General features: G+C 71.7%; 5 protein-coding genes. 3 read left to right on the top strand and 2 right to left on the bottom strand.

Features of this window, described 5'->3' with window-relative positions; translation table 11 throughout:
- Positions 1 to 104: 104 nt before the first annotated feature.
- Both ACQZ13_RS20640 and ACQZ13_RS20635 read right to left on the bottom strand, forming a co-directional pair.
- Positions 105 to 2,018 carry a glucokinase gene (locus ACQZ13_RS20640; protein WP_431047670.1) on the bottom strand — a complete coding sequence of 638 codons (1,914 nt, stop codon included), beginning with the start codon at positions 2,016 to 2,018 and terminating at the stop codon, positions 105 to 107.
- Positions 1,991 to 10,450 (bottom strand): C80 family cysteine peptidase, encoded by an 8,460-nt coding sequence (locus ACQZ13_RS20635; RefSeq protein ID WP_431047668.1) that lies wholly within the window; start codon positions 10,448 to 10,450, stop codon positions 1,991 to 1,993. The genes ACQZ13_RS20640 and ACQZ13_RS20635 overlap by 28 nt, the downstream gene beginning before the upstream one ends.
- 372 nt (positions 10,451 to 10,822) lie before the next feature.
- On the opposite strand from ACQZ13_RS20635, the gene glk reads away from it, so the two are divergent.
- From glk to ACQZ13_RS20620, 3 genes are all read left to right on the top strand, one after another.
- The gene (glk, locus tag ACQZ13_RS20630) at positions 10,823 to 11,839 is read left to right on the top strand and encodes a glucokinase (protein ID WP_431047666.1); all 1,017 of its coding nucleotides are present in this window, start codon (positions 10,823 to 10,825) and stop codon (positions 11,837 to 11,839) included.
- Positions 11,840 to 12,100: 261 nt separating this feature from the next.
- A complete protein-coding gene (locus ACQZ13_RS20625) occupies positions 12,101 to 14,920 on the top strand; it encodes a TonB-dependent receptor (RefSeq protein ID WP_431047664.1) in 2,820 nt (939 codons plus the stop codon).
- 218 nt (positions 14,921 to 15,138) lie between these two features.
- Entirely contained in the window at positions 15,139 to 15,402 is a 264-nt protein-coding gene (locus ACQZ13_RS20620; protein WP_431047662.1) for a hypothetical protein, read from the top strand.
- Positions 15,403 to 15,484 lie beyond the last annotated feature (82 nt).

Raw genomic sequence — 15,484 nt, 5'->3', positions numbered from 1 at the left:
GTGTCGGTGTTTGTGCTGCCGTGCCGCGGCCCGGGCGGCCTCATGACCTTCCTGTCCGTCTTCCGATCAGGCGGTCGACGCCGGCCTTCCGGCGTCCGGCCTCGTCAGCGGCTGTGCGCCGTCAGCTTGGCCAGCGGCGCGGCCAGGCTGATGCCGGGCGCGGCGCGGCGCGCGCTGGCGCGACCGTCCTCGTCGGCCTCGTCCAGGTCCGGATGAGCGGCGCCCAGCGCGAGGCCGGTCGCGCCGGCGTTGTCGCGCCGCATCGCCACGCCCACCGCCAGCATGTCGATCACCAGCAGGTGCAGGATGCGGCTGATCATCGGCAGGTGGGTGGCGACGTCCTCGACGTGGTCGACGATCAGCGCCGCGTCGGCCTTCTTGGCCAGCGGCGACTGGCTGGCGGTGATCGCCAGCACGTGCGCACCGCGTTCGCGCGCGGCGTCGGCCACCGCGATCAGCTCGGGCAGCTTGCCACTGCTGCTGATCAGCACGGCGACGTCGCCCGCCTTGAGCGTCTGCGCGGCCAGCAGCTGCAGCCGCGGCTCGACATACGCGTTGCACGCGACGCCCAGCCGCAGGAACTTGAACTGCGCGTCCTGCGCCACGACGCCGTAATGGCCGATCGCGAAGAACTCGATGCGCGAGGCGGCGAGCAGCAGGTCGATGCTGCGGTCGATCATGTCCCGGTTGAGCTGGCTGCGCACCTGCAGGATCGCCGAGGCGGTGTTGCCCAGCACCTTCTCGCCGAGCTCCACCATCGAGTCGTCCTGCGTCACCTGCGTGTGGCTGACCGGCACCGTGCCGGTCAGGCCCGAGGCCAGCCGCAGCTTGAAGTCGGACAGCCCCTCGCAGCCCAGCGAGCGGCAGAACCGGATCACCGTCGGCTGGCTGACGCCGGCGGCGCGGGCGATCTCGGCGATCGGGTCGTTGAGCACCTTGCGCGAATGCGCCAGCACGTGGTCGGCCACGCGCTGCTCGGCCGGCGACAGGCCGTCGCGCGCACGCCGGATCTGGCTGACGATGGCGGAAGCGCCGCCGCTGTTCTGCAAGGTGCGCAGCTGCGCGTCCAGGATCGCCGACGCGCCCTTGAAGGTCGCGTGCTCGGCCGTGATCACGAAGGTCGGGATCGCGGTGACGTAGTCGGAGAAGCGGCCCTTGTCCTCGAAGCGTTCGCGGAAGCGCGAGCGGTCGAAGTACTCGCCCAGCCGCGGCACGATGCCGCCGCCGATGTAGATGCCGCCCAGCGCGCCCAGCGTCACCGCCAGGTTGGCCGCCGCGGTGCCCAGCAAGGTGCAGAAGAGGTCCAGCGTCGCTTCGCAGACCGGGTCGGCGGCTTCGAGCGCGCGCGCGGTGATGTCGGGCGCGGTCAGCGGCTCCGAGGGCTGCTTGAGGTAGTCCGCCATCGCGCGGTGCATCAGCTCAAGACCCGGCCCCGACAGCAGCCGCTCGAAGGAGACGTGCTCGTATTCGTTCCAGGCGAAGCGCAGCAGCGCGATCTCGCGCTCGTCGCGCGGCGCGAAGTTGGTGTGGCCGCCTTCGGAGCCCAGCGAGATCCAGCCCTCGCCGGCCGGGATCAGGCCCGACACGCCCAGGCCCGAGCCCGAGCCCAGCAGCCCGATCACGCTGTGCGGGCGCGCCTCGCCGCCGCCGATCTGGCGGATCTCGGTGCCGCGCAGGCGGGGCAGGGCCATGGCCAGCGCGGTGAAGTCGTTGACGACCACCAGCGTGTCCAGGCCCAGGCGCTGGCGCGCCTCCTCGATCGAGAACTGCCAGTGGTAGTTGGTCATGCGCACCTGGTCGCCCTCGACCGGGTTGGCGATGGCGATGGCGGCGTGCGCCACCTTCAGCTGGCGCGGCAGCCGGTCCATGTAGGCGCGCACGGCGGCATGGAAGTCCGCATGTTCGGCGCAGCGCAGCAGCGCGATGTGCTCGAACTCTCCGGGAGTGGTCTCCAGGGCGAAGCGGGCGAAGGTGCCGCCGATGTCGGCGATCAGCCGGGGACTGTCGAATTCACGCATGAAGCGGCGATTATGGCGCGCCGCCCCGTCGCTTCCTGAAGGGGTTCGCCCTTAGGAGTAACGCACGCGATCACCCCCTGCGGCCCGGCGCCGGCCATGGCCTGCAGCAGTGCGAAGAACCCGGCCGGCGGCGTCGCGGGCGTGCCCGCCTGGGTGGGGGGCTGCGTCTTTCCCTGCCCGGCCTCGACCGTCGTGAATGCCACCTCGGTCAGCCAGGTGCCCTGCGGGAAGTGGCCGTCCTCGCCGGCCAGCACGTAGCGGCGGTAGGGGATGCCGCCGGTATCGACCGCCAGGGAGGTGTCCGCGCGTGCGTCGATGCCGACCTGTCCCGACACCGCGCGACGGCCGCCCTGCGCGTCCTGCGCCCACAGGCGCCAGCGGCCGGGCGTGCGCGCAGGCGGCGCCTTCGGCACCGGCGCGACATGCAGCGTCATGCCGCCCAGCGCCACGGCGTGCTGGAAGTCGAAGCGCAGTTCCGCCCGGCCGGCCGGGTCGCCGGTGAGCGCCGGCGGGGTCTCGGGGGTCCCGTGCGGCGACGGCACCGGTCGCCACGCCCAGGCCTCGCCGGCCCGCAGGACGCCGTCGACCAGGTGCTCCGGCCGGCTGCGTCCCCACCAGCGCTGGTCCGGCGGCACCGGCGTCTCGACCAGTTCGACATGACCCGCCTGGAGCAGCGCCCGCTGCGGCAGCCGGCGCGAGAACTTCGAGAAGTCGATGTGGCGTCGCTCGGCCATCATCGATCCGGGCTGCGCGACGCGATTGACCTCGTGGTTCGCTGCCAGCTCGCGGGCGTGGGCATCCGGGGGCTGGCCTTGCGGAAAGAGCAGTTCGCCCGGGGCGATGTCGTAGCGCACGCCCGGCGCCGGCTCGGTGTCGGCGCGGCTGAAGTGCAGGCCGTATTCGTCCAGCTTCAGGTGCTTGCGCGACACGTAGCGCCAGATCGAGGCGGGCAGCGCCTCGCCGAGCGGCCCCGCCGTGTCGACATCGATCAGCCCCGACCGGTCGCCCGAGCCGTCGTAGCGCGTCCGGTTCAGGTTGCCCAGCAGCAGGTCCTGCGCCGACACCCGCGCATGCCGCAACGCGGCCAGCATCGCGCCGTCACGCACGCCGGCCTGCAGCATGCCCACCGTCCAGGCCTCGTCGAGCGTGCCTGCGTCGAGCATGGCCTGCGCCAGCTCGGCCGCGATCGCGGCGGGGCGGCCGCGCAGGTGCAGCACGGCCTCGAGCAGGCCCCTCAGACCGGGGCGGGCGGCCAGGTCGGCGGACAGCCCGCCGTCGGCCGGCGGGCGCAGCAGCAGGACGAAATCCGCGATCGTCGCGTGGGGCCCGGCGGCCGTGGCGGGGGGCAGGCCGGCGCGCCAGGTCTCGAAGGCCTTCAGCTCGGCGAGCGACAGGTCGTGGCGCAGCGCGGCGTCGACCTCGGTCCATGCACGGTCGCCGGCCGCCAGGTGCGCCAGCACCGGTCCCTGCCGCTCGACGCGCCAGGGCAGCGGCGTGCCTGCGGCCGCATAGCCGGCGATCCACGACGCCGGCAGCGGCGGCAGCCCGGCGGCGTCCGCGAAGGCCAGCAGGTGGTCGATGCGCAGCAGCTCCTCGAAGCGCGCGGGGTGCACCGCTTTCGCGACCGCTTCGGACAGGCCGCGCAGGCGCAGCCAGGCCAGCACCACCTCGCGCGCCGGCAGCTGCGGCGGACCGGCGCGTCGACGCAGGTCGGCGCGCAACTGCGACAGGGCCAGCTCGGCGTCGGCCTCGTCCGCGTCGGGGGCAGGCAGCGTCTTCTGGAACCGGTCCGGCGTCGCCGCGAAGTAGCGTGTCTCCGTCCGCGTGTCGCCCGCGTATTCGGGGGCCAGGTCCAGGCCCAGTCGCCGTGAGACCTCGCGCAGGTTCGACGGGACGCGGAACTGGATCGTCTCCGCATGCCGGTAGTAGTCCTGCAGGAACACGGTGGCGAGGGCGCGCCCGTCGGGCGCCCGCGCGTCGGCCATCCTCGGCGCCAGCACCAGCGAATGACCGTGCCGGGCGATCCGGTAGGCGGAAAAGTCCGCGGGCAGCCAGACGGTGCGGGGGGCTTGGGCGGCGGTGCCGGGATGCGCCCGCGCCGATGGCGCGACCCGGATCAGATGCGTGCCGGCGCCGGCGACGAGGTAATCCCGCTCGGCGGCGTGCGGCCGGTGGACGCGCGTGCCGGTGAGCGGATCGATCAGGATCTCGGCGTGGCGAGGTCCGGGCTGCGGCGCGTCGCCGTTTGCCTCCGCCTCTGCCTCTGCCTCTGCCTCTGCCTCTGCCTCTGCCTCTGCCTCTGCCTGCGGGGCTACCTCGGCCTCCCGGCCGTTGTCCGCGTCGGTCGCCACCTCGGCGTCGACATCGGTCCCTCCCCGCGGGGGCTCCGCCTGAACCGTGATCGACCCTTCGGGTGCGGCATCGGGCGACGGCAGGCGCAGCGGCTTCGGGTCGGCCCGGCCGGTCGACGTGCCGCCTGCCAGTGCCCAGACCGTGCATCGGCCCGACCGCAACGACCCGGCGGCGTCGGTCCGGCCCGCGATCCCCAGCCCGGGCAGGACCAGGACCAGCGGCGCGAAGTCCGGCGCGGCGCCGTCGGGGGCGATTTCCCGGATCGTCAGCGCGTCCTCGTCGAGCCGGTAGCGCAGCCGTTCGACCGGGACCTCCAGCAGGAGGGACAGCGGGACCGCAGAGAGCGTGCCTGCACTGAAGCGGCCGCCGCCGGACGGCAGATGCCAGCGCGTGGGCGCGTCCGCCGTCAGCAGGGCGCGCCGCGCGACCGGCGTGTCGCGGGGAAGGTGCAATGTCCGCGCGAAGCGGCTCGCGGACCGCGCGTCGGCGGCGAGCTGGCGCGGATCCTCAGGCATCAGCCACACGCCGCTGGCGTCGCGGATCGCCAGCTCGCACGCCGTCGTCCCGTCGGCGCCGAAGAAGTCCTCCAGGCTGAGCGGCGCGCCGCCGGCCGACAGCCGCAGCGCGCGGCCCTCGCGTCGCAGCTGCAGCGTCTCGTGCAGGACGTCGACGTCCACCAGCAGACGCCCGGCCCCCGGCGCCATCCGGACCCGCGCCGGCGTGCCGGCCTGCCACAGCACCGCGTCCCGGCCGGAGCTGGTGACGATCTCGATGCCGGGTCGGGCGACGTAGACGTTGCGGCCCGCGCCGCCGACGACCCGGCCCGTGGTCCCCTGCACGTCGAAGCGTTCGTCCGCCGGGCCGCCCACGACGTCGGCCGACGCCGCGCCGCGCACGGTGAGCGCTTCCATGCCGTGCAGCTCCGTGGCGAAGTGTTCGCGCAGCGCGGTCGCGTCGTGCCCGTCCGCCGCCTCGCCCAGGCCGAGCCGCTGCCCGTCCACGCGCAGGATCCATCGCGGCGTGTCGCCGTCCGGCGGCAGCGTCCGCAGCACGACGTGGCGTCCGTCCGCTTCCAGCTGCACCTCGTCCCGGCCGGCGCGACCGTCGACGGCGACCCGGCTGTGCGCGTCCAGCAGGAACAGGTCGTCGCCGTCGCCGCCGTCGGGACCGTCCTGCGCGCCGTGCAGGTCGAACAGCTGGCGATGCGGATGGCCGGGCGTCCGCCAGGCCAGGCCGCCCGGCAGGTCGGCGATGTCCATCCAGGCGATGCCGCCCGGTGTGGAGCGCGCGCCCAGGTCGCGATGCCGCAGGTCCTCCCCGAGGACGAGGGGCGGCCGGTCCTGCAGGGCGAAGGAGAAGGGGAGTGCGTCGGTCCCGGCGCGCCAGGTGGCGTGGGCCGCGCCATGCCGACGTCGGGACTGCCGGATCTCCGTGTAGCCGCTCTTGGCCAGTTGATCCGCCCGGAAGTCCATCGCGGTCTCGCGTTCGCCGTCCAGGGTCGTCGCGCGCTCGCCGACGGCCCGGACGGCCAGATGCTCGGTCTCCGCGCGGTCGAAGGTGTCGGACCCGAAACCGAAGAACTTGGCGATCGTGGCGCCCACCAGCGTCGCCCAGCCCTGCGCGCCGCTGCCCCGGCGGACGTGGTCGCCGTACTGCTCGGCCCACAGGCCGGTGGTCACCGACCCCATGGCGGCCATGGACAGCAACGCAAGAGGCAGCCCGGCGCCGTTGGCCAGCGCGGCGGCCTTGCCCAGCGAGGTGCCGGCGAGCGCCGCCAGGCCGCCCTTGAGCGCCGCAGCCAGCTGGATGCCGTTCATGACCCCGGCGACGCCCATCAGCGCGCCGGCCGTCGCCGTGCTGGCGATCAGGGCATCGCGGGCGTGGTCGTCCGCATGGTCGTTCGCGTGGAAAGCCTGCCATTGCAGCGCGATCATGGCCAGCGACAGGCCCGTCATGAGGAAGTCGGCACCGCCGCCTTCGAGCACGCGCGCGGGCAGGCGCAGCAGGGCCGATCCGGACACGCGCGTCGAGGACAGCAGCCAGCGCCCCACCGCCTGGGCCAGCGGCGACACGACGATGTCGGTCATCTGCGCCACGGACAGCGCCCGCAGGGTCGTGTCCATGTGCCGCCAACCCTGCGCCAGCTGGAAGGCGCCGAGCACCGTGTTGACGCCGCCCAGGGCGAGCACGCCGGTCTGCGTCCCGTCGAGGTCGTGCCACAACCCGGTCAGCCCCGCACGCACGCGCCGGGCCTGCCGCACGAAGCGCCGGACCGCGGCCGGGGCGGACCGCGCCTGCGCGCGCAGACGGTTGAAGCCGGCATCGTCCAGCGCGATCAGCGAGGCGGCCAGCCGCATCGTGGCGACCCCGGGCGGCGACGCGTCCGACAGCGCGTCGAGCAGGCGCGCCGGCCGGATCAGGAAGCCGCCGTCCGCAGGGAGGTCGGGGTCGAGGTAGCCGGCGGCGCGTAGCGCGGCCAGCGCCGAGTCCGGCGTCAGCCGGGCGAGCGCCGGCAGGTCGAAGGGATCGTCGGCGAGCACGCGCCGTCCCAGCGCGGCCATCTCGATCTCGCTCCTCTGCGACTCGTTCATCGTCGACCCGTTCATCGTCGACTCGTTCATTGCCGCTCCGACCCGGGACCCCTCGGGACGGTCGCGCACCTCCAGCGCGGTGTCGTCGTGCGCCTGGCTGCCGGTGCCCGCGTCGCCGTCCTGGTGCACCGGTCCGTCGGGGTATTTGTCGACGGTCTCGATCTCCCGCCTGGACCCCGGCTCCCCGCGCCAGTGGCGGATCACCGTCGTGCCGCTGGCATGTCGCAGGAACGGCGCGTCGGGCCCGTCGCGGGTCGCGCGCAACGAGACATGCGGCCGGTCGTCCGGAAAGAGGATCTGCCGCCGGTAGGCCGTGACCTTGACGCCGTCGGCGACGCAGGCCAGTCTGGAGAACTCGCGCAGGAACTCGCCGGGGAAGTCCATGGCCGAGAGGCTGGTGTCGAGGGCGCAGGACAGCAGCGTGACCGCCTGGATCCGGTCGCGCCCGACCAGACCCGAGAGTTCGCGGCCGGCCCGCGCGGCCAGCTGCGGACCGGTGTATCCGCTGAGGCGGCGTGACAGCTGCAGGTCGGTCGATGCCTGGCCGACGATGATCACCTTGGCGGGACTCTCCTGCAGGACCTGCGCCGGCAGGTCGCGGCCCACCACGACCCGGCTGCCGCCCGAGGCGTCCGCCTGGATCCAGACGATGCCCTGGGGATGGCGGACGGCCAGCCGCAGGGCCGCTTCGAAGGCGGCGGGCGACGGATCCATCTGCAGCACGATCCGCACGCGGTCGGGGCGTCGCCGAGCCGCGGACGGCGGGCCATGGAAGGTGGTCTCCACGGCGTCCCGCCAGGCCGGCATCCAGGCGTGCGCTGGCGTGAGCTCATTGCGCCACTCGGACACCGGCAGCAGGGGCCGCGCGAGCGGGTCCCGGACCTCGGACAGGAAGGCGCGCACGCGCGCGGCGCCCTCCGGGTCTTCCTCCAGGCGCCCGTCCGGTCGCCGGCGGGCGACCCGCAGCGACGTGCCGCGCGGCACCGCGCACACCCGGAGATCGCCGCCGCCGTCGAGCACCAGCGACTGCGGGAAATGCTGCGGTCCGGGGGCCCCGTCCTGACCGAACAGGCGCAGGTTCCACTCGTCGAGCTCGGCGCTCAGATCCGCCGCCGAGGGACCGCCGGGAGACATGCGCAACTGGTGGCGGAACTGCGGCGCGCCCCCCGGGGCCGTGGTCTTCGATGCCGGGAGGGCCTGCCCGGGACCCAGGATCTGGCCGGACGCCGGAAGCAGCTGGATGACAGGCGGGGAGACGTCGGGCGACGGGAACATCCGACGCAGCACGGCCCAGCCCGGCATCGGCGATTCCATCGTGGCCAGTTGCGCCGGCCTCAGCGCCGCGACCTGCCCGCGGTCCAGCAGGTCGCGCACCGCCACGCGGTCGGTGCTCCAGGCCTCGCCGGCGCGGCGCCAGCCCTGGGCGACGTCGCCTGGCCGGCGCGATACCGCGACCAGCGGACCGAGGATCCCGCGCCCGGACAGGGATTCCAGCGCCGGGAGCAGCCTGAGGAAGTGCGCGCCCGGCCCGGTGTCGCCGGCCCCGTCGCCGCTCGTCAAGCGCCGCGCGAGATCGACGTCGATGTGAAAGGGCAGGCCTTGGCGCGCCGCCCGCATCGCCTCCATCGTGATCCTGGCCACGAGCAGCGTCGCCTGGGCGGAGGCGGTCACCCGGTCGCCCGAGGAGGCCAGGGCGAAGGACAGCAGCCCGAGCGTGTCCGTCGACGACCAGGCCTGGACGGCGCCGGGCCGGGCCGCCAGCAGCAGTCCGGACTCGGCGCCCAGCAGGCCGGCGATGTCGGGATCCGCGCCGCCTCGACGTCCCGGCACGAGCGTGGCGATCAGGGTCCGGAGCGCATGGTGGAAGAGAAGGAAATCGGCGGGCGTCAAGGCGGTGGCCGAGGTCGTTGCGGTCGCCGCGGCCGGCGCCGGCGTCGGGCGGGTGCCGCCCAGGACGGCCGGGAAGTGCTCGTGCAGGAAAGCCTCCAGCGCGGGTCCGATCGTGTGCGTCGAGGCGTGTTCGACCGACAGGCGTTGCAGGATCCAATCGGCCAGGGCACTGGCGGGCAGGTCGATCCGTGACCGCGGCAGGAGGGGGCCGTCGCGGACCTGGAGCGCGAGCCGGCCGGCGACCAGGGCCTCCATGGCCACGTGGTTCGTGGACGGCCGCGCGGGCGGCCCCATGTCGCCGATGTCGCCGGAGGCTGCGGACATGTCGGCGTTCACGTCGACGACAACGCGGCGGACCGGGTCGAAGCGCAGCCCCTCCGTGAGCATCGCCACATCCGCGAGACGGGCGCTGAAGCGCCCGTCGGGCAGCTTCCGCCACGCGGCGACGGGACTGCCCGGCGCGGGCTGGTCCGCGACCAGTGCCAGCGTTCCGACGACGCCTTGCGCGGAGAGCGCCTTGAGCGTTTCCAGGCAGGCGAACCACAGCCCCGCGCGTTCGCGCGCGGTGCCGGGCGAGGCGACGTCGCGCGCGTGCGTGAGGAGGGCCAGGTTCATCGTGAGCAGTCGGTTCCGGCCGCCGGACCGGAGGGCCTCGGCCATGAGCTCCGCCATCGCGCGGCCGCGCGCGGTGCGGTGCACGATGCGCAGATCGCCGTGCGCGACGAGAAAGTTGGCCGTTTCCTTGCAGAGCGCGCGGAAGGCGCGGGAGGCCCGTTCGCCGATGTCGGCGGGCGGCACGCCGTTCGCCAGTTCCGCGTCGACCAGGATCGAATAGGCGCGGCACAGTTGCCAGGGCGAGGCGTCCAGCACGGCGTTCAGCAGGCCGTCGGCCATGGCGCGGAACTCGGCGGACGGCAGCGGCACGTCGAAGCCGGGGACGGGATGCAGCCCGAAGTCCTCGCCCAGACGCGCGCGGACATCGTCCGTCCATGCGAGGGGGTGGGGCGGCCATCCCTGGGCGGCGTCCTCCAGCATCGCCGCGATCAGGTCGACCCGACGATGCTCGGGCGACAGGATCACGGGGCCCTCGGCGTCCCGGACCGGAGCGGGCGGCGGCGTCAGCATCGGCATCTCGTCGGAGGGCTGCGGCGGCGGATCATCGTGCGCAACAGGCGGCGAGAGCCTCGGCATCTGCTCGGCGAGCTGGGACGGATCCGCGCGCCGGGCGTCGGCGAACGCGTCGGCCCGGCGCGCGGCGTCGTCTCGCCGGGCGTCGTCGAATCCCAGGTCGAGGTCCATCGCGCCGAGGACCTCCGTCTTCAGGAGGCCGAACGCTTCCAGGGCCCGCGTGCGCGGCGCGGCGTCGGTCTCGGTCGCGAAGGCGTCCAGCAAGGACTGCCAGGCCTGCTCCAGCGGCGCGGGGGACGTCCCCAGCATGCCGCTCAGCATGTGGTCCAGCGCCAGCGCGAGCGGCGCCGGTCGCGCCGCAGGAAACCGGCGGACGAGACGCCCGGTCAAGGTCCCCGACCAGGCGGTCCTCACGCGCTCGACGGCGGCTTGCACAGGGGGGACGGCAGGGGGATCGACGTCTGGAATCATGGCGGCCTCACGCAAGGGGGGGAGCTCGTCAGTGCCGCCGCGCCAGGCGCCGCCGGCTGGCTCGAAAGACGATGGATGGCGCGGGTTGTGGCTGGGTGCTGTAGTGTGACTACAGTCATTGGGCAGTCTGGCGGCCCTCTGCTATCGAATGAAAACTTCATTGATGACAGGCGGTTGCAGTTCATTGCGGAAACTGGATCTGATATCGTGCGGCGCGCGAGCGGCGACCGGGTGACTTCGCTCTTGTGTGGGTGGTGTAGTTTTGCTACCTTGTGCGGAGACTGCCATCCGGCGGTCAGCGGCGCTCGGCCAATGCCGACAACAGACATCTCGCCGAACCGGCGAACCCGTCGAACCAGCAGGACAAGAACAGTGCAAGCAGAACAGGGTGTGGTGAATCAGGGCGCGGACGCTGCGGGTTATCCGTGGCTGGTGGCGGACATCGGCGGCAGCAACGCCCGCTTCGCCTGGGTCGACGGGCCGGGCAAGGGCGTCGATCACGTGCGCAAGCTGCCGGTCGCGCAGTACGAGTCGCTGCGCGCCGCCGCCGAGGCCTATCTGAAGGAACTCGCAGGCCTGGGCGTTTCGGCGCGACCGAAACGGGCCTCGCTCGCGCTGGCCACGGCCATCAACAGCGACCGCATCGAGCTGACCAACAGCCACTGGACCTTCTCGCGCAGCCAGCTGCAAGCCGAGCTGGGCCTGGATGAATTGCGTCTGCTGAACGATTTCGAGGCGCTCGCGCTGTCGCTGCCCGGTCTGCGCGCGGACCAGGTCGCGGCGGTCCCCGGGCCGAAGCTGGCGACGCCGCATGGCACGCTCGCTGTCATCGGGCCGGGCACCGGCCTGGGCGTGGGCGGCGTGATCGAAACCTCCGGCGGCTGGGTCGCGCTGGCGGGCGAGGGCGGTCACATGACGCTGGCGCCGACCAACGACTATGAGAGCGAGCTGCTGGCCGCGGCCCGCAAGGACTTCCCGCATGTCTCGGCCGAGCGTTTCCTCTCGGGCGTCGGTCTGCCGACGCTGCATGCCGCCGTGGCCGCCGTGGCCGGTCAACCGTCCGCGCAACGCCTGACGGCCGAGCAGATCGTCGAGGGCTCGCTGTCCGGCGACGTCCTCTGCGTGAAGACCATGGACCAGTTCTGCGCCTTCCTCGGCAGCTTCGCCGGCAGCGTCACGCTGGCGCTGGGCGCGCGCGGCGGGATGTACATCGGCGGGGGCATCGTGCCCCGGCTGGGCGAGCGATTCTTCCAGTCGTCCTTCCGGGAACGCTTCGAGCAGAAGGGTCGTTTCGCGCCCTATCTGGCCTCGGTGCCCTGCGTGCTGATCACCGACACGCTGACGGCATTGGCGGGTGCCGCCTTCGCGCTGGAGCAGTCGGTGCGCTGACCTGTTGTCGATGTTGTCGGCTGGTTGTAGTCCAGCTACATAACGTGCTCTGAACGGCGGCCCTCGTGGCCGCCGTTTTTCATTTCATCTCCCTAATTTGCTGGTTTCTCGGTAGAAACCCGAAGTAACTTCGTCGTTTTCGCGCCATGGAGGGTGTGATTTCGAGCGTCCAGGGTTTGCGAGGGCTTGGATCGTGATCTAGTTTTAGTACAGAATTCTTCCAGAACGTTGGGTTCCGCCGTTCATACAGGAGACAAACAAATGAAGACATCGCACGCCTCGCGCGAGTTGTTCCGGATGCAGCCCGTCGCTGCCGGTTGCCTGGTGACGCTGGCCCTGATGGCCGGCGCCGCCCATGGGCAGCAGGCTCAGGCCCAGAACCAGGCCGCCGCGCCGGCCCCGGCCCAGACCGAAGCCGACAAGCAGGCGGCCGCCAAGGCCGCCGCCGACCGCCAGCTGGAAACCGTGACCGTCACCGGCATCCGCCGCGGCATCGAGGCCGCGATTTCGGTGAAGAAAAACTCCGACGCCATCGTCGAGGCCGTGTCGGCCGAAGACATCGGCAAGCTGCCCGACGTGTCGATCGCCGAATCGATCGCGCGCCTGCCCGGTCTGTCGGCGCAGCGCGTCGCGGGACGTGCGCAGGTGATCTCGGTGCGCGGCCTGTCGCCCGACTTCGCCACCACGCTGCTCAACGGCCGCGAGGTGGTCTCCACCGGCGACAACCGCAGCGTCGAGTTCGACCAGTACCCGTCCGAACTGCTCAGCGGCGTGGTCGTCTACAAGACGCCGTTCGCCGACCTGGTGGGCCAGGGCCTGTCGGGCACCATCGACATGCAGACGGTGCGTCCGCTCAACTTCAGCACCCGCGTCGTCACGCTGAACGCGCGCGGCCAGCGCAACTCGCTGGGCAAGGCGGCCAACGCCGACGCCACCGGCAACCGCCTGAGCGCCAGCTACATCGACCAGTTCGCCGACCGCAAGGTGGGCGTGTCGCTGGGCTATGCGCACCAGGAGACGCCGACCCAGGAAGAACAGGTCGGCCTGTACGAGCCCTGGGACCAGTCCGGCCGCACCGGCCTGCCGACGGGCACCTACAACTCCGGCGGCATCAAGGCGCTGCGCCGCACCGGCAAGACCGAACGCGACGCGCTGATGGGCACGATCGAGTTCCGTCCCACGCAGAACTGGACCAGCGTCGTCGACGGCTTCTGGACCAAGGCCAAGCAGGAAGACACGGCCAACCAGTTCGAGATGAGCATGACCTGGAACGGCAACAACGCGCCGCTCGACTGGTCCAACCCGACGGTCAACAACAACGGCACGCAGACCGGCGGTACGCTGCTGAACGCCTACCCGCTGGTGCGTGGCATGTACAACAAGCGGGACGACAAGATCGTCGCCGCCGGTTGGAACAACAAGCTCAAGTTCGAGAGCGGCCTGACGCTGACGGCCGACGTGAACTACTCCAAGGCCACCCGCAAGGAACTGAGCCTGGAGAACAACACGCAGCTGCTGGCCGCGCCGGGCGCGATCCCGCTGGACAACGTCAAGCTGGCCTTCAGCTCGGGCGACTTCTCGCAGATCGTGCCGGGACGCAGCTACTCGGATCCGACGCAGCTGTACCTGCAGAACACGATCTACGGCTCGGGCTACGGCAAGCTGCCCAGCGTCAAGGACGACCTGGCCGGCTTCAAGCTGGTGGGCAACATGCCCGCGCCTGAGGCGATGTCGGGCTGGTTCTCGGACTTCGAGGCGGGCCTGAACTACGCCGACCGCTCGAAGAAGAAGCGCCAGCCGGAAGGCAACATCAACGTCGGCGCGCAGGGCAACACGGCGATCGGCTCGGAGTTCCAGTACAGCCCGGTGGACCTGAGCTTCGCGGGCCTGGGCCTGATCCCGGCGTGGAACGTGCCGGGCGCGGTGGGTCGCTACATGACCTTCCAGCCGACCGAGTCGCTGAACTACCTGATCCCCAAGGCCTGGGACGTGAAGGAGAAGAGCACGACGGTCTTCCTGCAGGCCAACATCGACTCGTCGACCTTCGGCATCCCGATGCGCGGCAACGTCGGCCTGCAGGCGGTGCACACGGACCAGTCCTCGCAGTCCAACTACTGGGACAGCACGCTCAACGGCGGCGCGGGCGGCGTCAAGCCGATCGACGGCGGCAAGAAGTACACCGACTACCTGCCGGCGCTGAACCTGTCGTGGCAGCTGCCGGGCGACCAGACGGTGCGTTTCGCGCTGGCCAAGCAGATGGCGCGTCCGCGGGTGGAGCAGATGAACGCGGGCATCGAGTTCGGCGTCGACGGCGCGACCGGCAAGCCGGGCGCGTCGGGCGGCAACCCGACGCTGAACCCGTGGCGCGCCAACGCGGTCGACCTGTCCTGGGAGAAGTACTTCGGCAACAAGGCCTACGTGGCGGTGGCGGGCTACTTCAAGGACCTGCGCAGCTACATCTACAAGCAGACGGTCGACAACTACGACTTCTCGCGCTTCGTCACGGACTACGTGCCGCAGCCGGGCCAGCCGCCGGCGCAGCTGACGGGCAACTTCACGGCACCGTACAACGGCCAGGGCGGCCAGCTGCGCGGCCTGGAGCTGACCGCGTCGCTGCCGCTGGAGCTGGTGACCCCGGCGCTGAAGGGCTTCGGCATCACGGCCAGCGGGACCTTCAACAGCAGCAACATCACGATCCGCGATCCCGACAGCGCCAGCAGCGTGGGCAGCGGACCGATCACGCTGCCGGGCCTGTCCAAGCGCGTGTACAACCTGACCGCGTACTACGAGGCCAACGGCTTCGAGTTCCGCGTCAGCCAGCGCAAGCGTTCGGACTTCATCGGCGAGATCGGCAACTTCAACGGCGCGCGCACGCTGCGCTACGTGGTCGGCGAAAGCATCGTCGACGCGCAGATCGGCTACAACTTCACCGACGGTCCGCTGAAGGGACTGGGCCTGCTGGCGCAGGTCAACAACCTGACCGACGAGGCCTATCGCACCTACGCGGGCACGAAGGACCGGCCGTTGGAATACGTCAAGTGGGGTCGCACGTTCCTGCTGGGCGCGACCTACAAGTTCTGATGAACGGCTGAGCCGGAGCAATCCGGTTCAACGCAGGCTCAGCGAATGAAACAGCCCCGTCCGGCGTGAGCCGGGCGGGGCTGTTTGCTTGAGGGTGTCCGACGGCATCTCACGGGCTGCCGGCCCTCTGACAACGATGTTCGCGAATCAGGCAAACTCGTGCAGCGAGAAACCGCCCAGCGCCGTTGCTGGCGCTTCGGCGATCCACGAGAGATCTCATGTCGTTCAGCTCCAACCGGAAGGCAGTGTTTGACGAGTCGCTGCCACTTGAGCACCGGGCCTCGCACGCGAGGTCCTGCGCGCTGCATGTCGCCAACAAGCTCGGAGTGCCCCGAAGCGCCGTGTTCGTCGAGGTTGCGCGTCGAACCCGTATTGATCTCGATCACCCGGCGAGCGTCGCCGAGGTGCTCCGCGCGTTTGCATTGCTGGAAGAACTCAGGCAGGGTCAGGCGTTGCTCGCCAGTTCCCACGAAGGCGGCTGACCCGCCGCCTACGTCGGCGAGATCAGCGACTTCAATGGCGCGCGACGCTGCGCGCAACGAAAGATGCAGCCCCGTCCGGCGT

The sequence above is a fragment of the Roseateles sp. L2-2 genome (genome assembly GCF_050613215.1).
Classification (GTDB): domain Bacteria; phylum Pseudomonadota; class Gammaproteobacteria; order Burkholderiales; family Burkholderiaceae_C; genus Roseateles; species Roseateles noduli.
This window is presented reverse-complemented; position numbering and strand designations above follow the sequence as displayed.

What these genes read in the sequence shown, in the direction of transcription:
- ACQZ13_RS20640 (WP_431047670.1), bottom strand. Translation starts at nt 2,018, where the DNA reads ATGCGTGAATTCGACAGTCCCCGGCTGATCGCCGACATCGGCGGCACC.
- ACQZ13_RS20635 (WP_431047668.1), bottom strand. Translation starts at nt 10,450, where the DNA reads ATGATTCCAGACGTCGATCCCCCTGCCGTCCCCCCTGTGCAAGCCGCC.
- ACQZ13_RS20625 (WP_431047664.1), top strand. Translation starts at nt 12,101, where the DNA reads ATGAAGACATCGCACGCCTCGCGCGAGTTGTTCCGGATGCAGCCCGTC.
- ACQZ13_RS20620 (WP_431047662.1), top strand. Translation starts at nt 15,139, where the DNA reads ATGTCGTTCAGCTCCAACCGGAAGGCAGTGTTTGACGAGTCGCTGCCA.